The following is a 26169-nucleotide window of genomic DNA, read 5'->3' as shown; positions in this document are numbered from 1 at the left end:
GATTCAGCGGCTCTACACTCGAATCCATGAGCATCCTCGAAACGATCCACGAGCCGCGCGATCTCGATCGGCTCACGGACCGGGAGCTCGTCCAGTTGGCCTCAGAGGTGCGCGCGTTCCTGATCGCCAACGTCGCGAAGACGGGTGGGCACCTCGGGCCGAACCTGGGCGTCGTCGAGACGACCATCGCCATCCACCGTGTGTTCGACTCCCCGCGTGACGCGATCGTCTTCGACACCGGCCACCAGTCGTACGTGCACAAGCTGCTCACCGGGCGCCAGGACTTCTCGCAGCTGCGGCAGAAGGGCGGCCTCGCCGGCTACCCGCAGCGCTCGGAGTCGGAGCACGACATCGTCGAGAGCTCGCACGCCTCCTCGTCCCTCTCGTGGGCGGACGGAATCTCCCGCGCCTTCCAGATGACCGGTCAGAACGACCGGCACGTCATCGCGATGGTGGGCGACGGCGCCCTGACCGGCGGGATGACGTGGGAGGCGCTCAACAACATCTCCGACGACAACAGCCGCCGGCTGATCATCGTCGTGAACGACAACGGCCGGTCCTACGCCCCGACCATCGGCGGCATGGCGCGCTTCCTCAACACGGTGCGCACGCGCCGCGCCTATCGCAACCTGTACCTGACCAGCCAGCGCGCGTTCGACAAGCTCGGCGCGCCGGGCCGCTCGTTCTACCGCGGCGTCCGCGGCGGGCTGCACGGCTTCCTCAGCCGGTTCTCGAACAACGAGGCGCTGTACTCGAACCTCGACATCAAGTACATCGGGCCGGTGCACGGCCACGACATCCAGGCCATGCAGGAGGCGCTCCTTCAGGCGAAGAACTACGGCGCGCCGGTGATCGTGCACGCCATCACGCAAAAGGGTCGCGGCTACGAGCCCGCGCTCCGGGATGCGGCGGACCAGTTCCACGCCGTCGGCCAGATCGATCCCGAGACCGGCGAGCCGATCGGCAGCTCGACCAAGCCGAGCTGGACCGGCGTGTTCGCGGACGAGATCGTCCGCCTGGCGGAGAAGGACCCGAAGCTGGTCGGCATCACCGCCGCCATGCTGCGGCCGACGGGCTTGCACAAGTTCGCCGAGCGGTTCCCGGACCGCGTGCACGACGTCGGCATCGCCGAGCAGCATGCCGCGACGAGCGCCGCCGGACTCGCCTTCGGCGGCCTGCACCCGGTCGTCGCGATCTACGCGACCTTCATCAACCGCGCCTTCGACCAGGTGTTGATGGATGTGGCGCTGCACAAGGCGGGCGTGACGTTCGTGCTCGACCGCGCGGGCGTGACCGGACCGGACGGGCCGAGCCACCACGGCATCTGGGATCTCGCGATCCTGCAGGTGGTTCCCGGCATCCGGCTCGCGGCTCCCCGCGACGCCACGCGTTTCCGGGAGGAGCTGGCCGAGGCCGTGGCCGTGAACGACGGCCCGACGGTGCTGCGGTTCCCGAAGGGGAGCGTGCAGCCGGACATCCCCGCCGTGCGTCGGCTGGAGGACGGCGTCGACGTGCTGCGCGACGACGAGCGCAAGGACGTGCTGCTCGTCGCCGTCGGCCCGATGGCCGACCTCGCGCTGAAGGTCGCCGACGGACTGGCCGCGCAGGGTATCGGCGCGACGGTCGTCGACCCGCGCTGGGTCGTCCCAGTGCCGAAGAGCGTCCTCGACCTCTCGTCGGAGCACCGCATCGTCGTCACCATCGAGGACGGCATCCGCGTCGGCGGGATCGGCACGCGCGTCCGCCAGGACCTGCGCGAAGCCGGCATCGACACCGCCGTCGACGAGCTGGGCCTACCCGACGAGTTCATCGACCACGCGACCCGCGAACAGATCCTCGAGGAGGCCGGGCTCACCGCGCAGAAGATCGCCCGCGACCTCGTCGCGCAGGTGCTCGGCAGCCGCGTGCCCATCGCGCGCCCGCTGCCCGAGCAAGAGCTCACGCGCCGCAACTCGGAGGCCTGACACGGTCCGGCGGGTCCGGGTTGACTTAGAGCGCACTCGAAGTCTTATCGTGGCGGTATGACCGACAGCATCACGGCGATGTCGATCTCCGACATCGCCGAGCGCACCGGGCTCTCCGCACACACCCTGCGCTACTACGAGCGCGAGGGCCTCATGCTGAGCCCCGTCGAGCGCGCCTCCTCCTCCCATCGCCGCTACTCGGAGGCCGACCTCACCTGGGTCCTCTTCCTCACGAAGCTGCGTTCCACGGCGATGCCCATCGCCACCGTCCGTCGCTACGTCGAGCTTGCCCGTCGCGGCGACGACACCACGGCGGAGCGTCTGGAACTGCTGCTCCTGCATCGGATGACGGTGGTCCGGCAGCTGGAGGAGATGACGGCGAGCCTCGCCGCCATCGACCACAAGATCGGTCTCTACGAGAAGAAGACAGGAACGAACGCATGAAGAAGACCACACTCGGCACCGAGAAGTTCGAGGTCTCGCGGCTGGGACTCGGCTGCATGGGCATGTCCGCGTTCTACACGGGCGCCGGCCAGGACGACGCGGGCTCGATCCGCACGCTGCACCGCGCGATCGACCTCGGTGTCACGTTCTTCGACACGGCCGAGATCTACGGCCCGTACGCCAACGAGGAGCTGCTCGCGCGCGCCTTCGCCGACGGCCGGCGCGACAAGGTCGTGATCGCGACCAAGTTCGGCACGATCCTGCACCGGCAGAACGACGAGCGCGGGCTCGACGGCTCGGCGGAGAACGTGCGGCTCTCGGTCGAGGGGTCGCTGAAGCGCCTCCAGACCGACCGCATCGACCTCTACTACCAGCACCGGATGGACCCGGGCACGCCGATCGAGGAGACGGTGGGCGCCCTCAAGGAGCTCATCGAGGAGGGCAAGATCCTCCACTACGGTCTCTCGGAGGCCGCGCCCGAGACGATCCGCCGGGCGAACGCCGTGCACCCCGTGACCGCCGTCCAGACCGAGTACTCGCTCTGGACGCGCGACCCCGAGGAGGCCGTGCTCCCGACCGTCCGCGAGCTCGGCATCGGCTTCGTGCCGTACTCGCCGCTCGGCCGCGGGTTCCTCACCGGGACCATCCGCTCGCTCGACGAGCTCTCGCCGGACGACTTCCGCCGGTTCAACCCGCGCTTCGAGGGCGACAACCTCGAGGCGAACATCCGGATCGTCGAGCAGGTCGACGCCGTGGCGCGCGAAGCGGGGGCGACGGCCGGGCAGGTCGCGCTCGCGTGGCTGCTCGCGAAGGGCGAGGACATCGTCCCCATCCCCGGCACGCGTCGCGTCGAGAACCTGGAGCAGAACGTCGAGGCCGTCGATGTGCAGCTGAGCCCCGAGCAGCTCGAGCGCCTCGACGCCGTCGCCGCGCCCGTCGGCGACCGCTACGCGGACATGACGCCGCTCAACCGCTGACCCCACCGCGAGGGGACGCGAAACGCCGCTTCGGAGCCTCCGAAGCGGCGTTCCGCGTCTGCGGCGACCCGGTGGTCAGCTCCCGAAGCGGACGCGCAGGGTCCGGGCCTCCGGGCGCAGCGAGAACTCCGGCCATACGTCCGGACCGCACGCGCGCGAACCGAGCCCGTGCTGAGCGGCGTCGAGGAACAGGTAGGTCGTCTGCGAGGCGGGGAGCTCGTGCGGGTGCTCAGCTGCAGCGAGCTGCTGCGGCGTGTGCCGCGTGAGCACGAAGCCGGGGAGGCGACCCCGGCCGTCCGGGAAGGCGCGGAGCGCCAGCCCGCCGACGGTGAGCTCGCGCACCGCCGAGCGGTGGCCGGTCTCCTGCGGCCGCGCGTACGGCACCGAGAGCTCGTCGACGCTCGCCGTGTAGCGCCCGAGGCGCGCGGCCTGGATGCTGTCGGGATACGACTCGCGCGGCCCCAGCCCGAACCATTCGGCGCCCGGGATCGGCTCGCCGCCGTCGGGGAGGTTGAAGCGTACGCCGATGCGCGGCCACACCGTCGGCCAGCCCGCGGACGGCTCGATCTCGACTCGCAGCTCCAGCTCGTCGCCCACAAGCGCCCAGACGGTCTCCACGGTGAGTGAGAGGGCCGAGTCGGCGGCGGAGACGCGGGTGAGCGTCCGGAGGGCGCCCGGTGCCTCCTGGACCGCCACCAGCCGGTGCACCAGGCGGTCGAGGCCGTGAGCGCGCCAGAGGGACGCGCTCGACACTCCCGGCACAGCGCCATCACTGCCGGTCGGGTCGCTGAATGCGCTGCCCTCATCGTTGTCGGTCGGCGCGCGGAAGAGCTCCAGCCGCGGTCCGCTCACGGCACGACCGGCGAGACGCACGAGGCGGCCGCGCTCGAACGCCGCGGAACCGAGAGTGAGGGAGCCCTCCGCATCGCGCCAGCCGGTGATGCGCGGGGCGGCGGGCGCTGCGCCACCGAGTGCCTGCGCGCTGCGATCGGCCTGAGCCGACGCGACGACGTGTCCCTCGGGTGCCCACGAGGTGGCGGCGGCGAGCACGGCCTCCACCGTGAGCCAGGTCTCCGCATCCGGCGCGACCGCGATCGCGGGCAGCTCGACGCGGGCCGACGAGCCGGCCGGGATCGGGGGCACCGCGAGTACCCCGCGCGCGACGATGCGTCCGTCGTGCTCGACCCGCCAGTCGAAGCGCAGGTCGTCGGTGGCGGCGCTGTGCCGGCGGTTCGCGACGGTCACGCCGACCGCGTCGTCGAAGGTGAATCGCACGGGCGAGGCCATCGCGGCGAACTCGTACAGGCCGGGCGTGGGGGTGTCGTCGCTCAGGATCATGCCGTCCATCACGAAGTTGCCGTCGTGGACGACCTCCCCGAAGTCGCCGCCGTACGCGTAGAAGGGCGTGCCGTCGGCTGTCCGCGTCAGGATGCCGTGGTCGCGCCACTCCCACACGAAGCCGCCGTGCAGGCGGGGGTGCGCATCCACGAGCGCCTCGTACTGGTCGAGCGCCCCGGGGCCGTTGCCCATCGCGTGCGCGTACTCGCAGAGAAGGAATGGCTTCGTGCGCTGCCGGGCGCCCTGGGCGGGCGTGCAACCGAGCAGGGGAGCGGTCGACCCGTCCGTGCCGATCTGCTCGGTCTCCGGGACGGTCGAGTACATCCGCGAGTACACGTCCGTGTACTCGCCCGTGTAGTCGCCCTCGTAGTGGACGGGCCGGCCGGAGTCGCGCGCGTGCACCCAGGCCGACATGGCCGCGAGGTTCGCGCCGGTGCCCGACTCGTTGCCGAGGGACCACATGACGATGCTGGGATGGTTCTTGTCGCGCTCCACGGTCCGCTCGATCCGGTCGAGGTAGGCGTCGCGCCACGCCGGATCGTCGCTCGGGTTGCGCGTCCAGCCGTTCTTCTCGAACCCGTGGGTCTCGAGGTCGCACTCCAGGATCACCCAGAAGCCCAGCTCGTCGGCGAGATCGAGTAGGCGCGGGTGCGGCGGGTAATGGCTGGTGCGGATGGCGTTGACGTTGAACCTCTTCATCCGGGCGAGGTCTTCGCGCGCGTGCTGCTCGTCGAAGACGCGGCCGCGCACGGGGTGCGCCTCGTGCCGGTTCATGCCGTGGAAGACGACGCGCTCGCCGTTGACGAGGAACCGGTCGCCGCGGATCTCGACCGTGCGGAAGCCCAGTCGCAGGCTCACGGTCTCGCCGGTGGACTCCACGGTGGCGTCGTAGAGGCGTGGCGTCTCGGCGGTCCACGGCTCGACCGGCCCGACCTCGACGCGCCCGACGTCGGCGGGCCGCGTCCAGACCGTCTCGACGCCGAGCGACGGGATGCGGAGGGTGACCGGGAAGGCCGCATCGTCCGCGGTCAGCTCCGGCTCGACCCACCCGTCGCCTCCGGCCCAGCCGGTGCGCAGCCAGACGTCCTGGAGGCCGTCGACGGGGCGGGCGACGAGCGTCACGTCGCGGAAGATGCCGGGCAGCCACCACTGGTCCTGATCCTCGAGGTAACTGGCGGGCGACCACTGGTGCACCCGCACCGCGACGTGGTTCGTGCCGGGTCGCACGAGGTCGGTCACGTCGAACTCCTGAGCGAGCCGGCTGCCCGTCGCGATGCCGACCTCCGCCCCGTTCAGCCACACCCGGTAGAGCGACTCCACGCCGTCGAAGCGCAGCACGGTGCGCGCACCCTCCGGCCAGTCCGCCGGGAGCTCGAACGTGCGCCGGTAGTCACCGGTCGGGTTCTCGTCCGGAACGTGCGGCGGGTCGAGCGGGAAGGGGAACTGGACGTTCGTGTAGATCGGGCGGCCGTACTCCCCGTCGCCCTGCAGGACCCAGTGGGCCGGGACCGCGAGCTCGTCCCACCCGCTGTCGTCGAGCGCGGGCCCGGCGACGTCCTCGGGCAGGTCGGCGGTGGGGGAGAGCCGGAACCGCCACGTGCCATCGAGCGACAGAGCCGGGGCGTCGCTCCGCAGCCAGGAGCGGGGGGCGACGCGAGCGCCGCTGCCGGGTGCGGTGTCGCTGAGGTACGCGGGAGCGGGCACTATTTCACGGATCCTTCGGTGAGGCCGCCGCGCCAGAACCGCTGGAGCACGATCATGGCGATGGCGAGGGGGATGATCGACAGCAGGACGCCGCCGGTGGTCAGTTCGTAGAACTCCGGCAGGCGGTCCGTCTGCGAGCGCCAGGAATTCAGCCCCAGCGTGATCGGGTACAGGCGCACGTCGGAGAGCATCACGAGCGGGAGGAAGTAGTTGTTCCAGATGCCGACCAGCTGGAACAGAAAGACCGTCACGAGGGCCGGCGTCATGATCCGCAGCCCGACAGTGTGGAAGATGCGCAGCTCACCCGCGCCATCGAGTCGCGCGGCCTCCACCAGCGCGGTGTCCACCGTCGCGTCCGCATAGATGCGGCAGAGGAACAGGCCGAACGGCGACACCAGCGAGGGCAGCAGGACCGCCCAGTACGTGTTCGCCAGCCCGAGCTCGGAGAACAGCAGGAACAGCGGCAGCGCCGTCGCGGTCCCCGGCACGAGCACGCCGCCCAGGATCAGCCCGAAGATGAAGCCGCGGCCGCGGAACGCGTACTTCGAGAGGGCGTAACCGCCGGCCGCGGCGAAGTAGGTCGCGAGCAGGGCGCCGACACCCGCGTAGAGCACCGAGTTGAGCAGCCAGCGCAGGAAGATCCCGTCCTGGAAGTTCAGGACCTCGGCGAGGTTGTGCCAGAGCGCGAAGTTCCCGGAGAACGCGAAGCCGTTGGTCGAGAAGAGGTCCTGCGTGGTCTTGGTCGCCGCGACGACGACCCAGTAGACGGGGACGAGGAAGTACACCGCCACGACGACGAGGATCGCCGTGACGAGGATGCGCGTTCCCGACCGGCGGCCCGCCGAGCGGTCGTGCGCCGAACGCGGCGCCTGCGCGCCGACCGAGAACGTGGGCGTGGGGTCGGTGGTGTCGGTCGTCGTCATCGGGACCTCCGGTTGGTGAGGCGCAGGAAGGCGAAGGAGAGCAGGAAGGCGACCAGGGCGATGAGCACCGACTGGGCCGCCGCGACGTTGTAGTCGTTGTACGCGAACGCCGTGGTGTACGCGCTCAGGTTGGGCGTGTACTCGCTGTCGATCGCGGGCGCCACGGACTGCAGCACCTGCGGCTCGGCGAAGAGCTGCAGCGTCCCGATGATCGAGAACACGATGGTGAGCGTCAGCGCCGGCCGGATGAGCGGCAGCTGGATGCTGCGGGCGACCCGCCAGGGACCGGCGCCGTCGACCTTCGCCGCCTCGTAGACCTCGGTCGGGATCGACTTCAGCTGCGCGATGATGATCATCATGTTGTAGCCGGTGTACGTCCAGGTGACGATGTTCGCGATCGACCAGAGCACGGTGTCCGGGCCGAGGAAGTCGAGCTGCACTCCGACCGCGGCGCCGAGGTCGATCAGGGGGCTGAGGCCGGGCACGTAGAGGAACGACCACAGGATGGTGGCGATGACGCCCGGGATGCCGTACGGCAGGAAGTACACCGCGCGGAACATCCCCGGCCAGCGGGCGGAGGCCGACTCGAGCAGCAGCGCGAGCACGGTGCTGAGGGCGATCATCAGCGTGACCTGCACGACGCCGAAGAGCAGCATCCGGCCGATCGAGGCGATGAAGTTGGGGTTGCCGAGCGCCTGCGCGTAGTTCGCGAACCAGGCGAACTGGGTCGTGACGCCTTTCTCGCCGAACACGCCCGAGCGGGTGACCGTCGTGAAGCTGGAGCCGATCGCGACCGCGATGGGCAGCAGGAAGGTCAGCAGGAACAGCGCCAGGAAAGGGGCGAGGAGCGTCCAGGGCGCCCACGTCGTGCGCGTGCCCTTCACGAGCGCGCCTTCTCGATCGTCAGGCCCTTCTTGCGGAAGGCGTCGATGATGGCCGTCTCGCTCTGGGCGATGGAGTCCACGAGCGTCTGCCCGGCCGGCTTCTTGCGGAAGCCGTCGGCCAGGATGTTGAACGACTGCTGCGTGATCGGCCACCACGACCAGTCGGGGTTCTGCTCCGTGGAGGCGGGGAGGAAGACCTCCTCGTTGTAGCTCTGGCCGCCGAACCACGCGGACGGCTTGGTGCGCTCGGCGCCGATGTAGTCGGCGTCGGGCGACCAGCCGATGCCGGAGTGCTTGATCATCGCGTCGATGCCCTCCGGGCTGGTGGTCATCCACACGGCGAACTCCATCGCCTCCTTGGGGTGCTTGCTGTTCGCCAGGACGGCGGCCGTCGAACCGCCCAGCGCGCTGGATCCGTATCCCGAGGCCCACCGCGGGAGGGGTGCGACCCGCCACTTGCCCTCGCCGCCGGCGACGCCTTCGAGCAAGGCGTCGCCCCAGCTCGCGCTGGCGCACCCGGCGATCGTGCCCTTCGCCGCCGCCGCGAACCAGCCGGTGGAGAAGTCGCCGTAGGCCGTCTGGAGGATCCCGTCGTCGATGGCCCGGTCGAAGAACCGGGCCGTCTGCAGCGTCGCCTCGTCGGTCATGTCGATCACCCAGCGGTCGCCATCCACGCGCAGCCAGGACGCACCGGCCTGCCCGGCGACCGCAGCGAACCACGACGGGTCGGAGTAGTTGAAGGCATCGATGAAGATCCCGGCCTTCTTCAGCTCGCGGCCGGTCGCGGCCCAGTCGTCCCAGGAGGCGGGCGCTCCCGCGCCGACCTTCTCGAACAGGTCGGGCCGGTAGTAGAGGGCCATCGGGCCGGAGTCCTGGGGGATGGCGTAGACGCCTCCCACATAGCTCACCTGGCTCCACAGGGTCGGGTCGTAGCGATCGGCGTAGTCGCCCGCGCCGTAGCGGGCGAGATCGACGAGCCCGTTCACCAGCATGAACTCGGGGACGCTGCGCAGCTCGACCTGCGCGAGGTCCGGTCCGCCGCCGGCGGCGAGGGCGGAGTACAGCTTCTGGTAGCCGCCGGCGTTGCCGCCGGGGATCCAGACCGCCTCCACCTGGACGTCGGGGTGGGACGCGTTCCACACGTCCGCCACCTTCTGGAGGTCTTTGAGCCACGCCCAGTACGTGAGGGTGATCTTCTCTCCGGCTGCGACAGGTCGAATCGGCGGTGCCGTGTTGACCGAGGTGGTGCCCGGCGTGGTGCACGCGGACAGCAGTGCCGTGGTCGCGGCAGCGGCGCCGAGCCCCAGCAGAGATCGTCGTGTGAGTTCCGTCATTTCCTTCACTCCGTCGTGGCGGGAATCGGTAGGATCGACGCTAGTCGAAAGTAATGCACTTGACCTAATTTGAGGTGGGCCGACCCGAAGGAGGGGACGTGGGCGACGCGAGCACCCGGCGCGGACCGTACGCGAAGACGGCCGAACGCCGCGAGCAGATCGTCGACGAGGCGTATCGCCTGTTCGCGACCCGCGGCTACCACGGCAGCTCCCTGCGTGAGATCGCCGCCGCGGCCGGCATCAGCCTCGGCAGCCTCCAGTACCACTTCGAGAGCAAGGACGACCTGCTGGTCGCCGTGCTCGCCCGCCGCGACGAACTGGGCGCCGGCGAGGGCGACCCTGCCGCCGGCGGCTCCTTCGCCGACCAGATCGTCGACCAGGCGAAGCGCAACACCGCCATCCCGGGCCTGATCGCGCTGTACAGCGTGCTCTCGGCCGAGGCGGTCACCGCCGATCACCCGGGGCGCGACTACTTCGTCGGACGCTACGACGAGCTGCGCGCGGCGTACGCGGCCGAACTCGCCGCGCTCCGCGACGCCGGGCGGCTGCGCGACGGCGTGGACCCGGAGATCGCCGCGGCGACCATCGTGGCGCTGTGGGAGGGCATCCAGCTGCAGTGGCTGTACACGCCGGGGAGCATCGACGCGGCGACCACCCTGCGCGCCTACCTCGATCTGGTCCTGACGTGACGAACGCCCCGCTCGCGGCGAGCGGGGCGTTCGATCAGGTCCGTCCGAGCCCGGGGCTCAGGCGACGCCCTTCACGGGCGGGTGCTGGAACGTGTCGCCGAAGACACGCTCAGAGGCGCCCACACGATCCAGGTACGGCGTGATGCCGCCCATCTGGAACGGGAAACCCGCCCCCAGGATCATGCAGAGGTCGATGTCCTCCGGCGCCTCGACCACGTGGTCGTCGATCAGCATGCGGTGGATCTCGTCCGCGAGGCCGTCCTCCAGGCGACGGAGGATCTCGTCCTTCGTCCAGGGGTTCGTGCCGCCGGCGATGATCTTGGCCGCGCCCTTGTCGAGACCCTTGATCCGGCCCTTGCCGTCCTTCTCCAGCAGCGTGCCGTATTCGGCGAGCTTGTGGAGGTTCTCGCTGCGGTAGAACCGCTCCGGGAACGCGGCGTGGTGGGTGTCGAGCACGTGCGCGCCGACCTTGAGCCCGACCAGGTCGAGCAGGGCCGACGGCGGCATCGGGAGGCCGAGCGGCGCGAACGCCTCGTCGACCGTCTCGAACGAGGTGCCGTCGTCGACGGCGTGCATCGCCTCGCCGAGGACCTTCGCCAGGATGCGGTTGACGACGAACCCGGGGGTGTCGGCGGTGATGACCGCGTTCTTCTTCAGCGCGGCGGCGGTCACCATCGCGGTGGAGAGGGTGGCCTCGTCGGTGTGCGGGGTCTTGACGACCTCGATCAGCGGCATGACCGCGACCGGCGTGAAGAAGTGGAACCCGACCAGGCGCTCCGGATGCTTCAGCTTCGCGCCGATCTGCTCGACCGAGAGCGAGGACGTGTTGGTCGCGATGACCGCCTCGTCGGAGAGGTACTGCTCGACCTCCTCGAACACGTTCTGCTTGACCGTGAGCTCCTCGAAGACGGCTTCGATGACCCAGTCGCAGTCCGCGAAGTCCGCCTTGTCCGTCGTGCCGGTGACGAGCGCGCGCAGCCGGTTGGCCTCGTCGGGGGAGATGCGGCCCTTCTCCTGGAGCTTGCCGATCTCGTCGTGGATGTACGCCACGCCCTTGTCGACGTGCGCCTGGTCGAGGTCGGTGATGACGACCGGGACTCGCAGCCGGCGGACGAACAGGAGGGCGAACTGGCTGGCCATGTAGCCGGCGCCGATGACGCCGATCTTGGTGACCTTCTTCGCGAGCTTCTTGTCCGGGGCGCCGGCGGGACGCTTGGCCCGCTTCTGCACGAGGTTGAACGCGTAGATGCTGGCCTGGAACTGGTCGCCCGAGATGAGTTCGGCCAGTGCGTCGTCCTCGAGCTGGAAGCCGGCGGCGCGGTCGTTCGACTTGGCGGCCTTCAGCAGCTCGAGCGCCTTGTACGGCGACTTCGGGACGGTGCCGATCCGGCTCTCGAGCATCTTGCGCGCGATGCCGAGGGCGGCATCCCACTTGACCATGCGCTCGACCTTGCCCGGCACGTTGGGCCGCTTGACCTCGACCTGGCCGGTGAGCACCTTGTCGGCCCAGACCAGCGAGTCCTCGAGGAAGTTCGCCGAGTCGAAGATGGCGTCGGCGATGCCGAGGTCGAAGACCTCCTGCGGCTTCAGCATCCGGTTCTGCTTCAGCGGATTCTCGATGATCACCTTGAGGGCGTTCTCGATGCCGATGAGGTTCGGGAGGATGGTCGCGCCGCCCCAGCCCGGGATGAGGCCCAGGAAGACCTCGGGCAGGGCGAACGCGGCGGCGTTGCGGTCGATGGTGCGGTAGTCGGCGTTGAGGCCGATCTCCACGCCGCCGCCGAGCGCCAGGCCGTTCGTGAAGACGAAGGACGGCACGCCGAACGTCGCCTGCTTGCCGAGCACGTAGTGGCCGAGCTGGGGGAGCAGCTTCGCCACCTCGACGCTCGGGATGTCGCCGACCCGGCTGAGGTCGGCCCCGGCGGCGAGGATGAACGGCTTGCCGGTGACGGCGACGGCGTCGATCTCGCCGCGCTTGGCCCGCTCGGTCAGTGCGTCGAAGGTCTTCCCGAGCTCGAGGAGCGTGGCGGGCCCCATCGTGTTCGGCCGCGTGTGGTCACGCCCGTTGTCGAGCGTGACCAGCGCGAGGGTCTTGCCGCTGGGCAGCGGCACGTCCTTCACGAGGGAGTGGGTCACGACCTCGTCGGAGGAGAGGTCGACGAGCGGGGAGAAGTCGATCGTGGTGTAGTCGGTCACTCGTTCTCAGGCCTTCCGTGCAGCGCGCTTGTCGAAGTTGGGGTTCTCCCAGATGACCGTGCCGCCCTGGCCGAGGCCGACGCACATGGCGGTCACGCCGTAGCGGACCTCCGGGTGCTCCTCGAACTGGCGGGCGAGCTGGATCATCAGGCGGACGCCGCTGGCGGCGAGCGGGTGGCCGATCGCGATCGCGCCGCCCCACTTGTTGACGCGCGGGTCGTCGTCGTCGATGCCGAAGTGGTCGAGGAACGAGAGCACCTGGATGGCGAACGCCTCGTTGAGCTCGAACAGGCCGATGTCGTCGATCGACAGGCCGGCCTTGCGGAGCGCCTTCTCGGTCGAGGGGACCGGGCCGAGGCCCATGATCTCCGGCTCGACGCCGGCGAAGGCGAAGCTCACCATGCGCATCTTCGGGGTGAGGCCGAACTCCTTCACCGCGTCGGCGGAGGCGAGCAGGCTCGCGGTCGCGCCGTCGGTCAGCGGGGACGAGTTGCCCGCCGAGACGCGGCCGTGCGGCCGGAACGGCGTGCGGAGGGTCGCGAGCGACTCCATGTTCGTCTCGGGGCGCATGCCCTCGTCGCGGGTGGCGAGTCCCCAGCCCGACTCGGAGCGGATGGCGACCGGGACGAGGTCCGGCTGCAGCTTGCCGTTCTCGTAGGCAGCGGCGGTCTTCTGCTGGCTGCGCATCGCGAAGCGGTCGGAGCGCTCCTTGGTGAGAGCGGGGAAGCGGTCGTGGATGCGCTCGGCGGTGCTGCCCATGTTGAGGGCGTCCTCGCCGACCAGGCGCTCGGTGAGGAAGCGCGGGTTCGGGTCGGCACCGAAGCCCATCGGGTGACGGCCCATGTGCTCCACGCCGCCCGCGATCGCGAGGTCGTACGCACCGAACGCGATGCCCGAGCCGAGCGTCGTGACACTGGTCATCGCGCCCGCGCACATCCGGTCGATGGCGAAGCCGGGGACGGACTTCGGCAGCCCGGCGAGCAGCGCCGCCGTGCGGCCGAGGGTCAGGCCCTGGTCGCCCTGCTGGGTCGTCGCGGCGATCGCCACGTCGTCGATGCGGTCCTTGGGCACGTTCGGATTGCGCTCGAGCAGGCCGATGATCGCCTTCACGACCAGGTCGTCCGCCCGGGTGTTCCAGTACTGCCCTTTTTCGCCGGCCCGTCCGAACGGAGTCCGGACTCCGTCGACGAAAACGACTTCGGTTCTTTCGGCCACAGTGCCTCCCATTTCAGGTCCGCATCGATCCTACGGAGGCTGTCTGGGCGGACGGGAATCGTTTGATTCTTTCTACGAATCCGTCTCGGGCGTCTCGGCGGGCGTTTGGCTACTTTCGACAAAGGCATCGGCGATCATCTGTGAGGTTGCCTCAATCTGCCAGGGGCGGGCGCCGTGCGCCTCCAGTGCCTCCGCGATCGATGCGGCCGTGATCTCTGCGGGCGGCGTCCAGGCCACGCGCCGGAGCGTCTCGGGCGTCAGCAGGTTCTCGAGGGGGATGCTCCGCTCCTCCGACAGCGCCGTGAGTGCCGCGCGTGCGGCCTTCAGGCGGCCGTCGGCCTCCGGGTTGCGGTCCGCCCACGCGCGGGGAGGAGGAAGCGTGTCGCCGTTGCCGCGCAGCACGGGGAGGTCCTCCGTGGTGCGCCCGGCCTCGATCGCACCCCACCAGCGGTCCAGCTCGGTGCGGCTGGCACGGCCCGTGAACTCCCGCAGGGCGGCGAGGGCGCGCTTGTTGTCCGGCAGCGCCTTCGCCGCGGCCGTGAGCGCCGAGTCCGGCACGAGCCGGCCGGGCGCCGTGTCGAGTTCGCGGGCCAGCGCGTCGCGGCTCAGCCACAGCTCCCGCGCCACGGCGAGGTTGCGCAGGCCGCGGATCGAGTGGATGCCCGAGAGGCGGCGCCACGGCTCGCTGCGCACCACGGTCAGTTCGCGGGTCAGCTCGGAGGCGAACTCCTGCTGGGCGATCTCCGTCTTGCCGGCCTCGTCCAGGAGCGCGGCGATCGCGTCCCGGAGGTCGGGCAGCAGCTCGACGTCGAGTGCGGCGTAGACCAGCCAGGGCTGGGGGAGCGGCCGGGTCGACCAGTCGGCGGCGCTGTGCTCCTTGGCGAGGTGCACGCCGAGCAGCTCCTCCACGACCGTCCCGAGGCCGACGCGCGGCATCCCGAGCAGTCGGGCGGCCAGCTCAGTGTCGAAGATCCGGGACGGGTCTAGGCCGACCTCGCGCAGGCAGGTCAGGTCCTGGGTCGCCGCGTGCAGCACCCACTCCTCGTCGGCGATCGCGGTGTTCAGCTCGTCGAAGCGGCCGACGGCCGGCGGGTCGAACAGGAACGTGCCGGAGCCGCGCCGGAACACCTGGATCAGATAGGCACGCTGAGAGTATCGGAAGCCGCTGGCGCGCTCGGCGTCGACGGCGATCGGGCCGGTGCCCGCGGCGATGAGCTCGACAGCCTCCAGGTAACCGGAGCGGGTGTCGATCACGGAACGGTCAGCCACGCGGACTCCGTCTCGTCGTGAGGAGGCTCACGCCCTCGCCGGTGGGAGGCAGCCCGGCCAGCATGCAGAGCAGCTCGCCCCAGCCCTCCACGTGCGCGGTGATGTCGGTCTCCTGCGGGCTCCAGGAGGCGCGCAGCTCGATCTGCGACCCGTCGCCCTGGGCGGCCAGCTCGCCGAAGCCCGTGCTGATGATCTTGGTGGCGGTGCCGCTGGCGGCCGTGTAGCGGGCCTGCCGCGCGTCGAGCGCATCGACCAGCCACGACCAGGTCACGTCGGCCAGGAACGGGTCGAGCCCGATGTCGGTCTCCAGCGGGGCCTGCGCGAAGCACACGATGCGGAACGGGCCGCCCCAGGCCTCCGGCTCGTCGGGGTCGTAGAGCAGGATGAACCGGCCGGTGCCGAGCTCGGAGTCGTCCCCGTGCCGTGCGGGGCGCACGTCGGCGGCCAGTGCGACCGCGTAGGGCGCGAGCTGAGCGGGCGCGGGGATCTCGGTGACCGTGAGCTCCGGACGGGCCGGAGCGGCACGGACGGACGCGAGGGCAGCGGCGAACGCGGCCGGCACGTGCGGGGTGGCGGGTGGAGTCGACACGCTACGAACACTAGAAGCCTTTGCGGGTCGGCGACGGTAAGGCACGCCGCCTGAAGAACTCCTGAGGGTGTCCTCCGGGCGACGCCGGGTACGCTGACGGGCATGGCGCGGGACAAGAGGGCAAGAGGATTCGTGAAGGCGCTCGCTGTGACGGCGGTCGCCGGCGGCGGGCTGGTGCTCCTCACCGCGGCCGGAGCGGGCTACGTCATCACCCGGGTGGCGCGGACCGTCCTCGCGCCGGTGCGCCGGCGCCCGCAGAACCAGACCATCCGGGCGATCGATCCCGCGCTCGGCACCATCACGATGGCCTCCACGCCGGACGCCCGGATGCCGGGCCGGTTCGGCGTCTGGTTCGGCAGCGAGACCGGGTACGCCAAGGTGGGCGGACTGCTCGCCGTCGACGACGAGACCGTCACCCGCGAGCTCGAGCGCGTCGAGTTCGGCGAGCTGAAGCCGGGCCGCGCACGCATCAGCGGCTCCTGGTATCTGCAGCCCGAGGAGCTCGGCCTGCCCGTCACGAGCGTCGAGATCCCGACCGAGCTCGGACAGGCTCCGGCGTGGGTGTTCCCGGCCGACGACGCCGCGGCGGGCGACGGTCGCTGGGTGATCCAGGTGCACGGCTGGGGCGCGAGCCGCCTGGAGGGCCTCCGCGCCGTGCAGACCTTCCACGACGCCGGCTACACCTGCCTCCTCGCCTCCTACCGCAACGACGGGGACGCCCCCGACAGTGCGGACCGCCGCTACGGTCTCGGCGGAACCGAATGGCACGACATCGACGCCGCGCTCGGCTACGCGATCGCGAACGGCGCCCGCTCGGTCGTGCTCATGGGCTGGTCGATGGGCGGCGCCGTCGTGCTGCAGACGATCACCCGCTCGGACAAGGCGGACGTCGTCGCCGGTCTCGTCCTCGAGTCCCCGGTGATCGACTGGGTCGACACCCTCGAGTACCAGGCGCACCTCCTGCGCCTGCCCGACCCGATCGCGCAGGGCGCCATCCGGCTCATCGAGTCCACCTGGAGCGGGCCGATCACCGGTCAGGGCGCCCCGATCGACCTCGCCAGCATGGACTTCGTCGCGCGCGCGACCGACCTCACGCTGCCGACGCTGATCCTGCACAGCGACGACGACGGCTTCGTGCCGTCCACCTCGTCGCGAGCGCTCGCGGAGGCCAGGAGCGACATCGTCACGCTGGTGCCGTTCACCGTCGCGCTCCACACCAAGCTGTGGAACTACGACGAGCAGAAGTGGAGCAGCGCGATCTCCGACTGGCTCGCGGCCACCATCCGCTGAGCGCGACCCGCGCGGGGGACTAGGCGGCCAGCTTCGCCCGCACCTGGCGCTTGGTGCGGCCGAGCAGCGCGGACATCCCGCGGATGCGCAGCGGCGAGACCGCCTGCGTCAGTCCCAGCGTCCCCGGGAAGTCGTCCGGCACGGCGAGCACCTCGTCGGCCGTGAGACCGGCCAGACCCTGCACCAGGATGGACGCGAAGCCCCGCGTCGTGGGCGCCTCGGGCGGGGCGGTGGCGAACAGGTGCACGACGTTCGCCTCGTCGACCTCCACGAAGATGAAGACCGGCGCCTGGCACTCCTCGACCCGCTCGAGCAGGTCGGGGTGATCCGCGTAGCGCTCCGGCAGGGCGGGGAGCTCGTCCGAGAACTCCAGCAGCAGCTGCAGCCGGTCGGGCTGCTCCAGCGCCAGGAAGTCGTCGCGGATCTCGGCCAGGACGCCGGTCAGTTCGGTCATGCGTCCAGGCTACTTCGCCGGGACCTCGCCCGGCTCGGCGCCGGTCGCGATCGGCACCCGCACGGCGGAGCCCCACTCGGTCCACGAGCCGTCGTAGTTGCGCACGTTCTCGAAACCGAGCAGGTGGGTGAGCACGAACCAGGTGTGGCTCGACCGCTCGCCGATGCGGCAGTACGCGATCACGTCGTCCCCGGCCTTCAGCCCGGCGTCGCCCAGATAGATCGACTCCAGGTCCGCACGGCGCTTGAACGTCGCGTCCGGTGCGGCGGCACGGGCCCACGGCACGGACGCCGCCGACGGGATGTGACCCGACCGCAGCGCGCCCTCGGTCGGGTAGCCCGGGATCTCGGTGCGCTCGCCGCTGTACTCCTCGGGGGAGCGGACGTCGATGAGCGGCTGCCCGAAGTGCGCGAGAACGTCCTCCTTGAAGGCGCGGACGCGGCTGTCGTCGCGCTCCACGACCGGATATTCCACCGGCTCCGGAGTCGGGACCTCACGGGTCAGCTCGCGCCCCTCGGCGATCCACTTGTCGCGGCCGCCGTCGAGCAGGCGGACGTCCTCGTGGCCGAACAGGGTGAACACCCACAGCGCGTACGCCGCCCACCAGTTGTTCTTGTCGCCGTAGATCACGACCGTGGTGTCGCGGGCGATGCCCTTGGAGCCGAGCAGCTCGGCGAAGCGCTCGCCGCTGACGTAGTCGCGGACCACGGGGTCGTTGAGGTCGGTGTGCCAGTCGATCTTGACGGCACCGGGGATGTGGCCGGTCTCGTAGAGGAGCACATCCTCATCCGACTCCACCGCGACCAGCCCCGGTTCGCCCAAGTGTTCCGCCAGCCACCCGGTGGAGACGAGGCGCTCCGGGTGGGCGTAGTCGGCGAAGTCGGTCGACGGGTCGGTCTCGATGGCCATGCTGTTCTTCCTCCGGGATAGGCTGGGACCCTGCGACTAGCAGGGAACGCAGTCTCAGGCTACGCGGCGCGGAACGACCCGAACAGGCGATCGCGCGCAGAGCGAAACACTGCGACATCCACTCGCTCCGCTCCCGACCACGAAGGTGCCTCTCCCGTCATGACCCTCGATCAGACCGGCGCGCTGCCGCGCCTCGCGGACCGCTCGCCCCAGATCACCGGGACGGAGATCGCCGCGAGCCTGGTGCCGCCGTCGCAGTTCGAGCGCGCCTCCTTCGACAACTACCGCCCCGACCACGACTACCCGTCGCAGGCGGACGCGGTCTCGACGCTCAAGCTGTTCGTGAAGTCGTGGGAGCCGCAGCGCCCGGCCGGCCTGTTCAGCCGCAACCGCAAGAAGGTCGCGGCCATGAAGCCGGGCGTCTACCTCGACGGCGGGTTCGGCGTCGGCAAGACCCACCTCCTCGCCGCCCTCTGGCACGAAGCGCCCGGACCGAAGTACTTCGGCACCTTCATCGAGTACACCGCCCTCGTCGGCGCCCTCGGCTACGCGGGCGCGGTCGACCTCCTGCGCGGCTCCACCCTCATCTGCATCGACGAGTTCGAGCTCGACGACCCGGGTGACACGATGATGATGACCAGGATGCTCGGCGAGCTCGTCGCCTCCGGCACCCGCATCGCCGCCACCAGCAACACCCCGCCGAACGCGCTCGGCGAGGGCCGTTTCGCCGCGAGCGACTTCCTCCGCGAGATCCAGTCGCTCTCCGCCAACTTCGAGACCCTGCGGATCGACGGGCTCGACTACCGCCGCCGCGACACCACGGGCAGCGCGATCACCGTCGAGCCCGCGGAGTACACCCGCGTGCTGGAGGCGCTCGCCGCACGGGGCGAGACGGCGACCTCCGACTCCTTCGACGACCTCATCGCCCACCTGGCGACCGTCCACCCGTCCCGCTACATCAAGATCATCGACGGCGTGGACGTCATCGGACTCGACGGCGTGCACGTGCTGCACGACCAGATGGCGGCCCTGCGCCTCGTCGCGTTCATCGACCGCGTGTACGACGCCGAGATCCCGATCGTGCAGACCGGCATCCCGCTGAACGACATCTTCGACGACGACATGCTCGGCGGCGGCTACCGCAAGAAGTACCTCCGCTCGGTGTCCCGCATGATCGCGCTGACGGCCGGCGAACTGCCTCCGCACGACGCCTAGGCGCACTCGCACCTGCCGCCCAGCACATCGGTACCCGGCGGAAACACAGTGTTTACACACGCGTGGGATGCGTAACAATCGCGAAACACGCGCTGCCTCCCACCGAAACCTCTCGCGTTCAGACTGGCTCCACCCCGAAGCGCTCCCGACCCGATCGGAGCGGCCCAGGCCCGGGGTTACGCACAGAGAGGTAGACAATTCGCATGGTGCTCCACACAGCAGCGGACTACGCAGAAGCAGGGACGGTCAACGCCCTCTGGCTTCTGGTCGCCGCAGCCCTCGTCCTGCTGATGACCCCCGGCGTCGCCTTCTTCTACGGCGGCATGGTCCGGGCCAAGAGCGTCATCAGCATGATGATGATGAGCTTCGGGGCGATGGCCCTCGTCGGCGTCCTCTGGGTCGTCTACGGGTACGGCCTCGCCTTCGGCCCCGCCTCCATCCCTCACTTCCTCGGAACCCCCGACTGGTTCCTGAGCAGCCTGATGGGCAAGGACGGCCTCACCCCCGACCTCGGCACCCTGGCGTTCGCCGGGTTCCAGGCGACGTTCGCCATCATCACCGTCGCGCTGATCTCCGGCGCGATCGCCGACCGGGCCAAGTTCGGCTCGTGGATGATCTTCGCCGGCATCTGGGTGACCATCGTCTACTTCCCGGTCGCGTACTGGGTGTTCAACCTGGCGGACGGCTGGGCTCCGGCCGTGCTGCACGTCAACGACTTCGCCGGTGGCACCGCGGTGCACATCAACGCCGGTGCGGCGGGCCTGGCCCTGGCGCTCGTGCTCGGCAAGCGCGTCGGGTTCCAGAAGGGCATGAGCAAGCCGCACAACGTGCCGCTGACGCTCCTCGGCGCCGCGCTCCTGTGGTTCGGCTGGTTCGGCTTCAACGCCGGTTCCGAGGCTGCTGTCGACGGTGTCGCCGCCCTCGCCTGGGTCAACACCCTCGCCGCTCCCGCCGCCGCCACCATCGGCTGGCTGATCGTCGAGAAGATCAAGGACGGCAAGCCCACCTCGATCGGCGCCGCATCCGGTGCCGTCGCGGGTCTCGTCGCGATCACCCCCGCCTGCAACATCCTGACCCCGGGCTTCGCGATCCTCCTCGGCCTGGTCGCCGGTGCGGTCTGCGCCCTCGCGATCGACCTCAAGTTCAAGCTCGGCTTCGACGACTCGCTCGACGTGGTGGGCATCCACCTCATCGGCGGTCTCGTCGGAACCCTCTGGATCGGCATCTTCGGCTTCACCCACGTCTACAACGACAAGGGCGAGGCGACGGACAAGTTCTCCAGCCTCCTGTACGGCGGCAGCTTCCAGCAGCTGGGAGTGCAGGCCGTCGGCGCCTTCGCCGTCCTGATCTACTCCTTCGTCCTGGCCTACGCCATCGGCTGGGCGATCCAGAAGACGATCGGGTTCCGGATCAAGAACGAGGACGAGCTGGCCGGCGTCGACACCGTGGTCCACGGTGAAGAGGGCTACTCGCTCGAGACGGTCTGACCTGCCGGACCGGCACCACAGCACACCGAACGGGGTGCCGCCTGCGGGCGGCGCCCCGTTCGGCGTCTCCGGAGGTGTGCGCGGCTGGATAAGGTGATGCTGGCATTTCGAAGCGAAGGGGCGGGATGGCGGCGACGAGTGAGCAGGTGGACGCACTGCTGCTGTTCTTCTGCGGCGCCCTCACCCTGCTGATCGTTCCCGGGCTGGCCTTCTTCGTCGGCGGTCTCGCGGGCCGGGCCCGGGCGCGCCGCGCGCTGTTGTTCGTGTTCAGCGGCGCGGCCGTCGTCGTGATCCTCTGCGTGCTCGGCGGGTACGGGATGCTGGCGGGGGAGCCGCTCGTCCCGCACCTGGTCGGCGTCCCCGACCCCGGCCTGGCCGCGCAGCACGGCGTCTACGCACTCGCGCGCGCCGGGGCGCTCATCGCGACCTGCACGGTGGCCGTGGCCATCGTGGGCGCCGCCGTCGCCTCCCGGATCACGCTGCGGGCGTGGCTGATCTTCTGCGTGCTGTGGAGCGTGCTGGTGCTGTTCCCGGCGGGGTATGCGGTGTTCGCGCTCGGCGACGGCTGGGCGGTGTCGCTCCTCGGCGTCGTCGACTACGGAGGCGCGCTCCCCATCGGGCTCGCGGCCGGGGCGTCGGCCGCCGGGGTCATCGTCGCGTGCGGTCGTGGCGAGCACTCCGCGGAGACCGGGAGGAGCCTCCCGGTCGTCGCCATCGGGGGGACCCTCGTCTGGGTCGGCTGGCTCGGGCTCGTCACGGGCTCCGAGGGCGCTGTGGACCAGTACATCGCCCCGATCGCGATCAACGCGTTCGTGGCGTCCGCCGCCGGCTGCCTGATGTGGATGCTCGTCGACCGCATCCTGCTGCGCCGGCCGACCCTCGTCAGCGTCTTCTGCGGCGCGTTCTCCGGCCTCGTGGCGATCACCCCGGCCTCGGGTGTGCTGACGATCGGCTGGGCGCTGCTGCTCGGCGCGCTCGCGGCCTTGGCCTGCGCCACCATGGTGGACGTCGCGGCGCGCGCACGGTTCGGCCCGGCGCTCGCGCTCTGCGTCATCGTGATCGTCGGCAGCGGCGTCGGGCTGCTCTTCGTCGGCCTCTTCGGGGCCGGCGGCGGGATGGTCGAGAGCGGCAACTTCGACCTCTTCATCGCGCAGGGCGTCGCCACGATCGCCGTGCTCGTCTACTCTTTCGTGATCTCCCTGCTCCTCGCGCTGCTGCTCCGGTTCACGATCGGGCTGACCCGCGTCCGCTATCGTGCCGAACGTGGCTTCCCCTCGACGATTCCTGACCGCGCTCGGCCGGCTGTTCCGCCCGAGCGCGCGGACCACCCCACCGGCCCCGAGCACTCCGGGCACTGAGCCGGGCCGCGCGGGTGCGTCGGCGACCGTGCAGGTCGACCCGCGACGCCTCGGCGCCATCCGCACGTCGTACGTGCCGAGCACCGACGGGGACGCCGACCCCGGGGAGATCGTCTGGACCTGGGTGCCGTACGAGGAGGCGGACGGCCGCGGCAAGGATCGACCGGTGCTCGTCGTGGCGGCGGAGACCGGCGGGAGCGTCCTCGCGGTCGCCCTGACGAGCCAGGAGCACCCGGGGCGCCCGGAGTACGTGCCGGTGGGGTCGGGGGCGTGGGACGGGCAGCACCGGCCGAGCTACGCCCGCGTCGACCGGGTGTACCGCCTGCGGCAGGGAGGGATGCGCCGGGAGGCCGCCGCGCTCGGCCGCGCACCCTTCGACGCGGTCCGCGCGGAGCTCCGCCGTCGCTACGGCTGGCGCTGAGCGGCTCCTCCGACCGCGTCGGTCGCCGTGTTTCGCACTGTGAACCGCGGACGTGCCGTGCCGCGATGCGGACACTAGTGTGGCCGCATGCCAGAGGACTGTACCTGGGACTTCGAGACGCGCCAGATCCACGCGGGAGCGGTGATCGACGCCGAGACCCGCTCCCGCGTCACGCCGATCTACCAGACCGCCGGATACGTCTTCGACGACTTCGACGACGGCGAGGCGCGCTTCGCCGGACGGAGCGCCTACCGGGCGTACTCCCGCAACGAGAACCCGACCAACGCCGTCGCCGGGCGCCGCATCGCCGATCTGGAGGGCGGTGTCGACGGGATCGTCGTCGCCAGCGGGCAGGCGGCGATCGCCGCGGCGCTCACCGCGCTGGCTGCCGCGGGCGACCACATCCTGGTGACGCGCTCGCTCTACGAGGGCACACGTGAGATGTTCCGGGGCGTGCTCGCCCGCCAGGGCATCGAGTTCGAGTACGTCGACGACGACGCGTCGGACGAGGACTGGGCGGCGCACGTGCGGCCCTCGACCCGCGCGGTCTACACGGAGACGCTGCCGAACCCGCTCAACCAGGTCGTCGACATCGAGCGGCTGGCGCGGATCGCGCACGCCGCCGGCGTCCCGCTCGTCGTGGACAACACCGTCCCGACCCCGTACCTGTGGCGGCCCATCGAGGACGGCGCCGACATCGTCATCCATTCGACCTCCAAGTGGCTGGCCGGGCACGGCGCAGTGCTCGGGGGAGCGGTGGTCGACGCCGGCCGGTTCGACTGGGCGGCGCACGCCGACCGGTTCCCGCAGCTGACGGAGCCGCCGCGTCCGGGCGTTCCCTCGTTCGTCGAGCGGTTCGGCGCGGGCGCCTACCTCGCCTACGTGCGCACCGTCATCGTGCTCGAGTACGGCCCCACCGTGCCGCCGTCGAGCACCTTCCTGCTGCTGCACGGCATCGAGACGCTCTCGATGCGGATGGATCGCCATGTCGCCAACGCGCAGGCCGTCGCCGAGCTGCTCGCGACCCGGCCGGAGGTCGCGCACGTCTTCTATCCCGGGCTGGAGGACGACCCGGGCCACGCGCTCGCGCAGAAGTACCTGCCCAAGGGGCCGGGGTCGATCGTGTCGTTCGAGCTCGCCGGAGGTCGGGATGCGGCACGCCGGTTCATCGACGCCCTGCAGCTGGTCACCCCGATGACGCACATCGGCGACGTGCGCAGCCTCGCCATCCACCTCGCCAGCACCATCCACGCGAAGCTGACGCCCGAGGAGCGGGCCGCCGCCGGCATCACGCCCGGGCTCGTCCGCCTCTCGATCGGCCTGGAGAGCCCGCGGGACCTCATTGCCGACCTCGAGCACGCGTTGGACGCCGCCGGGGCCTGAGCAGGCTTCTGCCGCCTGCGTCCGCGCGGGTCGTCGCGGGGCTCAGAGCGAGCGGTTCAGACCACGTGGCTCAGACCGCGCGTGCGAGCACGGGCGCCGACGCTCGGGCGGCTCGGGCGTCCACCGTGGCGGCGATGCGCCGCACCGCCTCGACGACCGTCGACGGGTCGCAGGCGAGGTTGAGGCGGGCGAACCCGCGCCCCGGCTCGCCGAACGCGAGCCCCGAGTTGAGGGCGACGCGGCCCTCGTCGATGAGCACGCGCGCCGGGTCATCTCCCAGCCCGGTGGCGCGGAAGTCGAGCCAGACGAGGTATCCCGCGTCCGGTCGGATCGCGGTGACCGACGGCGCGTGGACGGCCAGCTCCGCCTCCAGCAGCCGCACGTTGGCGACGAGGAGGTCCAGGAGGCCGTCCCGCCAGTCGAGGCACGAAAGGGCGGCGACGTTGGCGTGCAGGCCCAGGATGCTCGTGCGCGCGGCGAGTTCCTCCGGGAGCAGCGACAGGAGGGCGGCGGAGCGCTCCTCGGCGGCGACGACGACGGCGCACTTGAGGCCGGCGAGGTTCCACGCCTTGCTGGCGGACGTCACGGTCACGGCGCGGGCGCCCGCGGCGCGGGCCACGGGGGCGAAGGGGGTGAAGACGGTGCCCGGGTGGGCGAGGGGAGCGTGGACCTCGTCGCTGACGACGAAGACGTCGTACGCGGCGGCGAGGCGGGCGAGCGCTTCCAGGGCGGCGAGGCTGTGACATCGGCCCGTCGGATTCTGCGGGTTGCACAGCAGCAGTGCGTCCACGCCGGCGGCGAAGGCCGCCTCGATGCCGGCCAGATCGAGCGCCCAGCCCTCGTGCTCGAGCAGAGGCACGGTCACGGCGATCGCGTCCGCCTCCTCGATCATCTCGAAGAACGGCGGATAGACCGGGGGAGTGAGCACCACGCGGCCGCCGGCCTCCGGCAGGGCGAGACGCAAGGCCTCCACCACGCCGACGGTGACATCGGTCGCCAGGTGCACCCAGTCGGTGTCGACCTGCCAGCCCCAGGAGTCGTGCGCGAACCGGGCGAAGGCCGGGGCCAGCGGGCCCGCGGAGTCGAGGTAGCCGGTGTCCGAGTTACGGAGCGTCTCCGCCACCCGATCGAGCACGGCCGGCTCCACATCGAAGTCCATCTCCGCGACGAAGACAGGGAGGACGTCCGCCGGGTAGCGGCGCCATTTGATACTCGACCTGGTCGCATAGAGCTGCTCCAGGGGACGTGCCGGTCCGAAGCTCATGCAGTTCAGGGTGCCGCAGGATGCGGCGGCGCGCGACCGCCGGTGTCACGGGGCGTAGCAAACCGCGAGTGCCGCCTCCCGGGACGACTGCGTCGCGTCGCCGGGTCGCAATCGTCCCGGCGCGCAGCAGGCGTCGGAGCAATAGAAAAGCCCCCGGCACACCGAGGGCTTTCGTGATCTGGTGGGCGATACCGGACTCGAACCGATGACCTCTTCCGTGTGAAGGAAGCGCGCTACCAACTGCGCCAATCGCCCGTAGGGATTTTGCGGCCGGTCACCCGGCTGCGAGATTCGATACTAGCCGACGCGGGGCGCCGAATGCACATCGGCGGGGCCGGGCGCGGCGACACACCCGGGCGGCGTGTCCGGTTTTGGTTTCGGCGAAAGGATCGGCTAAAGTCATTCAAGTGCCGCGGGAAACCGCGGAACGGAATGCGGATGTAGCGCAGTTGGTAGCGCATCACCTTGCCAAGGTGAGGGTCGCGAGTTCGAATCTCGTCATCCGCTCGAGTCGGCCCGGTAGTCTTCGGATTCCGGGCCTCTCGATACGGTACGGTAATTTCCGTGTTGTTGGCTCCGGTGGATTGGCCGAGAGGCGAGGCAGCGGCCTGCAAAGCCGTATACACGGGTTCGAATCCCGTATCCACCTCGATCCTGAACCTGGTTCAGGCTCTGGGCGATTGGCGCAGCGGTAGCGCGCTTCCCTGACACGGAAGAGGTCACTGGTTCGATCCCAGTATCGCCCACAGAGAGAAACCCCCGGGAAACCGGGGGTTTTGTCGTTTTGCCAGGTGCGGCTTGCTCCGTGCATCACGTCAGTCGTACTCCAGCCGTCGGGCGCGCCACGGCTCCGCGGGCGATG

At 70.5% G+C, this 26169-nt stretch carries 21 protein-coding genes and 4 tRNA genes; 13 read left to right on the top strand and 12 right to left on the bottom strand.

The window, feature by feature from the left end; all coding sequences use genetic code 11:
- Positions 1–26 precede the first annotated feature (26 nt).
- Genes dxs through FHX33_RS07175 form a run of 3 tightly spaced genes read left to right on the top strand, consistent with a single transcriptional unit; the run spans position 27 to position 3385 of the window.
- Positions 27–1964: a 1-deoxy-D-xylulose-5-phosphate synthase gene (dxs, locus tag FHX33_RS07185; RefSeq protein ID WP_021755225.1), complete on the top strand. Its 1938-nt coding sequence runs from the start codon at positions 27–29 to the stop codon at positions 1962–1964.
- 57 nt (positions 1965–2021) lie between these two features.
- Complete coding sequence (locus FHX33_RS07180) at positions 2022–2408, top strand: MerR family transcriptional regulator (RefSeq protein WP_021755227.1); 387 nt, start codon at positions 2022–2024, stop codon at positions 2406–2408.
- Positions 2405–3385 carry an aldo/keto reductase gene (locus FHX33_RS07175; protein WP_021755229.1) on the top strand — a complete coding sequence of 327 codons (981 nt, stop codon included), beginning with the start codon at positions 2405–2407 and terminating at the stop codon, positions 3383–3385. The genes FHX33_RS07180 and FHX33_RS07175 overlap by 4 nt, the downstream gene beginning before the upstream one ends.
- A 75-nt stretch (positions 3386–3460) precedes the next feature.
- Here FHX33_RS07175 and FHX33_RS07170 read toward each other — a convergent pair whose 3' ends face one another.
- Genes FHX33_RS07170 through FHX33_RS07155 form a run of 4 tightly spaced genes read right to left on the bottom strand, consistent with a single transcriptional unit; the run spans position 3461 to position 9568 of the window.
- Positions 3461–6430 (bottom strand): glycoside hydrolase family 2 TIM barrel-domain containing protein, encoded by a 2970-nt coding sequence (locus FHX33_RS07170; RefSeq protein WP_420870873.1) that lies wholly within the window; start codon positions 6428–6430, stop codon positions 3461–3463.
- Positions 6427–7350 carry a carbohydrate ABC transporter permease gene (locus FHX33_RS07165; RefSeq protein WP_021764474.1) on the bottom strand — a complete coding sequence of 308 codons (924 nt, stop codon included), beginning with the start codon at positions 7348–7350 and terminating at the stop codon, positions 6427–6429. Before FHX33_RS07165 ends, FHX33_RS07170 begins: the two co-directional genes overlap by 4 nt.
- Entirely contained in the window at positions 7347–8234 is an 888-nt protein-coding gene (locus tag FHX33_RS07160) for a carbohydrate ABC transporter permease (RefSeq protein ID WP_021764475.1), read from the bottom strand. The genes FHX33_RS07165 and FHX33_RS07160 overlap by 4 nt, the downstream gene beginning before the upstream one ends.
- Positions 8231–9568, bottom strand: a complete 1338-nt coding sequence (locus FHX33_RS07155; protein ID WP_021764476.1) for an ABC transporter substrate-binding protein — start codon at positions 9566–9568, stop codon at positions 8231–8233. The genes FHX33_RS07160 and FHX33_RS07155 overlap by 4 nt, the downstream gene beginning before the upstream one ends.
- A 98-nt stretch (positions 9569–9666) precedes the next feature.
- On the opposite strand from FHX33_RS07155, the gene FHX33_RS22095 reads away from it, so the two are divergent.
- On the top strand, positions 9667–10257 hold the full coding sequence (locus tag FHX33_RS22095) for a TetR/AcrR family transcriptional regulator (protein ID WP_021764477.1): 591 nt from the start codon (positions 9667–9669) through the stop codon (positions 10255–10257).
- A 57-nt stretch (positions 10258–10314) separates the two neighbouring features.
- Here FHX33_RS22095 and FHX33_RS07145 read toward each other — a convergent pair whose 3' ends face one another.
- The 4 genes from FHX33_RS07145 to FHX33_RS07130 form a co-directional block, all read right to left on the bottom strand.
- On the bottom strand, positions 10315–12453 hold the full coding sequence (locus FHX33_RS07145; RefSeq protein WP_021764478.1) for a 3-hydroxyacyl-CoA dehydrogenase NAD-binding domain-containing protein: 2139 nt from the start codon (positions 12451–12453) through the stop codon (positions 10315–10317).
- A 6-nt stretch (positions 12454–12459) separates the two neighbouring features.
- Positions 12460–13668 carry a thiolase family protein gene (locus FHX33_RS07140; protein ID WP_039923336.1) on the bottom strand — a complete coding sequence of 403 codons (1209 nt, stop codon included), beginning with the start codon at positions 13666–13668 and terminating at the stop codon, positions 12460–12462.
- Between the two features lie 72 nt (positions 13669–13740).
- Positions 13741–14937 carry an HRDC domain-containing protein gene (locus tag FHX33_RS07135; protein ID WP_183428299.1) on the bottom strand — a complete coding sequence of 399 codons (1197 nt, stop codon included), beginning with the start codon at positions 14935–14937 and terminating at the stop codon, positions 13741–13743.
- Positions 14930–15526, bottom strand: coding sequence for a DUF3000 domain-containing protein (locus tag FHX33_RS07130; protein WP_039922435.1), 597 nt, complete (start codon positions 15524–15526; stop codon positions 14930–14932). Before FHX33_RS07130 ends, FHX33_RS07135 begins: the two co-directional genes overlap by 8 nt.
- Positions 15527–15658: 132 nt before the next feature.
- Between FHX33_RS07130 and FHX33_RS07125 the strand changes: the two genes are divergently transcribed.
- Positions 15659–16816 (top strand): alpha/beta hydrolase family protein, encoded by a 1158-nt coding sequence (locus tag FHX33_RS07125; RefSeq protein WP_248616262.1) that lies wholly within the window; start codon positions 15659–15661, stop codon positions 16814–16816.
- 19 nt (positions 16817–16835) lie between these two features.
- Here FHX33_RS07125 and FHX33_RS07120 read toward each other — a convergent pair whose 3' ends face one another.
- A complete protein-coding gene (locus FHX33_RS07120) occupies positions 16836–17270 on the bottom strand; it encodes a SufE family protein (RefSeq protein WP_021763278.1) in 435 nt (144 codons plus the stop codon).
- Positions 17271–17279: 9 nt separating this feature from the next.
- Entirely contained in the window at positions 17280–18179 is a 900-nt protein-coding gene (locus FHX33_RS07115) for a sulfurtransferase (protein WP_021763279.1), read from the bottom strand.
- Positions 18180–18338: 159 nt separating this feature from the next.
- On the opposite strand from FHX33_RS07115, the gene zapE reads away from it, so the two are divergent.
- From zapE to FHX33_RS07090, 5 genes are all read left to right on the top strand, one after another.
- Positions 18339–19394, top strand: a complete 1056-nt coding sequence (zapE, locus tag FHX33_RS07110; protein ID WP_021763280.1) for a cell division protein ZapE — start codon at positions 18339–18341, stop codon at positions 19392–19394.
- Between the two features lie 203 nt (positions 19395–19597).
- The gene (locus FHX33_RS07105; RefSeq protein WP_021763281.1) at positions 19598–20881 is read left to right on the top strand and encodes an ammonium transporter; all 1284 of its coding nucleotides are present in this window, start codon (positions 19598–19600) and stop codon (positions 20879–20881) included.
- Positions 20882–21006: 125 nt separating this feature from the next.
- Positions 21007–22239 carry an ammonium transporter gene (locus FHX33_RS07100; RefSeq protein WP_183428298.1) on the top strand — a complete coding sequence of 411 codons (1233 nt, stop codon included), beginning with the start codon at positions 21007–21009 and terminating at the stop codon, positions 22237–22239.
- The gene (locus FHX33_RS07095) at positions 22145–22660 is read left to right on the top strand and encodes a type II toxin-antitoxin system PemK/MazF family toxin (RefSeq protein WP_338092005.1); all 516 of its coding nucleotides are present in this window, start codon (positions 22145–22147) and stop codon (positions 22658–22660) included. Before FHX33_RS07100 ends, FHX33_RS07095 begins: the two co-directional genes overlap by 95 nt.
- Before the next feature lie 87 nt (positions 22661–22747).
- Positions 22748–24043 (top strand): O-acetylhomoserine aminocarboxypropyltransferase/cysteine synthase family protein, encoded by a 1296-nt coding sequence (locus tag FHX33_RS07090; RefSeq protein ID WP_021765061.1) that lies wholly within the window; start codon positions 22748–22750, stop codon positions 24041–24043.
- A gap of 70 nt (positions 24044–24113) precedes the next feature.
- Here the strand turns inward: FHX33_RS07090 and FHX33_RS07085 are convergent, their stop codons facing one another.
- Both FHX33_RS07085 and FHX33_RS07080 read right to left on the bottom strand, forming a co-directional pair.
- Positions 24114–25307, bottom strand: a complete 1194-nt coding sequence (locus FHX33_RS07085; RefSeq protein WP_183428297.1) for a MalY/PatB family protein — start codon at positions 25305–25307, stop codon at positions 24114–24116.
- Positions 25308–25486: 179 nt separating this feature from the next.
- Positions 25487–25562 (bottom strand) — tRNA-Val (locus FHX33_RS07080).
- Positions 25563–25741: 179 nt separating this feature from the next.
- Here FHX33_RS07080 and FHX33_RS07075 point away from each other — a divergent pair.
- The 3 genes from FHX33_RS07075 to FHX33_RS07065 all read left to right on the top strand — a co-directional run bounded on the left by FHX33_RS07075 (position 25742) and on the right by FHX33_RS07065 (position 26053).
- A tRNA-Gly gene (locus FHX33_RS07075) sits at positions 25742–25814 on the top strand.
- A 71-nt stretch (positions 25815–25885) separates the two neighbouring features.
- Positions 25886–25956 (top strand) — tRNA-Cys (locus FHX33_RS07070).
- Positions 25957–25981: 25 nt separating this feature from the next.
- Positions 25982–26053, top strand: a tRNA-Val gene (locus FHX33_RS07065).
- Positions 26054–26169 lie beyond the last annotated feature (116 nt).

The organism is Leifsonia aquatica (assembly GCF_014190775.1).
Taxonomy (GTDB): domain Bacteria; phylum Actinomycetota; class Actinomycetes; order Actinomycetales; family Microbacteriaceae; genus Leifsonia; species Leifsonia aquatica.
Note: the sequence above shows the minus strand (reverse complement) of the source record. Positions and strands in the feature narration are given on the sequence as shown.

What these genes read in the sequence shown, in the direction of transcription:
- zapE (WP_021763280.1), top strand. Translation starts at nt 18,339, where the DNA reads ATGACCCTCGATCAGACCGGCGCGCTGCCGCGCCTCGCGGACCGCTCG.
- FHX33_RS07090 (WP_021765061.1), top strand. Translation starts at nt 22,748, where the DNA reads ATGCCAGAGGACTGTACCTGGGACTTCGAGACGCGCCAGATCCACGCG.
- FHX33_RS07165 (WP_021764474.1), bottom strand. Translation starts at nt 7,350, where the DNA reads ATGACGACGACCGACACCACCGACCCCACGCCCACGTTCTCGGTCGGC.
- FHX33_RS07175 (WP_021755229.1), top strand. Translation starts at nt 2,405, where the DNA reads ATGAAGAAGACCACACTCGGCACCGAGAAGTTCGAGGTCTCGCGGCTG.
- FHX33_RS07105 (WP_021763281.1), top strand. Translation starts at nt 19,598, where the DNA reads ATGGTGCTCCACACAGCAGCGGACTACGCAGAAGCAGGGACGGTCAAC.
- FHX33_RS07085 (WP_183428297.1), bottom strand. Translation starts at nt 25,307, where the DNA reads ATGAGCTTCGGACCGGCACGTCCCCTGGAGCAGCTCTATGCGACCAGG.
- dxs (WP_021755225.1), top strand. Translation starts at nt 27, where the DNA reads ATGAGCATCCTCGAAACGATCCACGAGCCGCGCGATCTCGATCGGCTC.
- FHX33_RS07155 (WP_021764476.1), bottom strand. Translation starts at nt 9,568, where the DNA reads ATGACGGAACTCACACGACGATCTCTGCTGGGGCTCGGCGCCGCTGCC.
- FHX33_RS07120 (WP_021763278.1), bottom strand. Translation starts at nt 17,270, where the DNA reads ATGACCGAACTGACCGGCGTCCTGGCCGAGATCCGCGACGACTTCCTG.
- FHX33_RS07100 (WP_183428298.1), top strand. Translation starts at nt 21,007, where the DNA reads ATGGCGGCGACGAGTGAGCAGGTGGACGCACTGCTGCTGTTCTTCTGC.
- FHX33_RS07115 (WP_021763279.1), bottom strand. Translation starts at nt 18,179, where the DNA reads ATGGCCATCGAGACCGACCCGTCGACCGACTTCGCCGACTACGCCCAC.
- FHX33_RS07180 (WP_021755227.1), top strand. Translation starts at nt 2,022, where the DNA reads ATGACCGACAGCATCACGGCGATGTCGATCTCCGACATCGCCGAGCGC.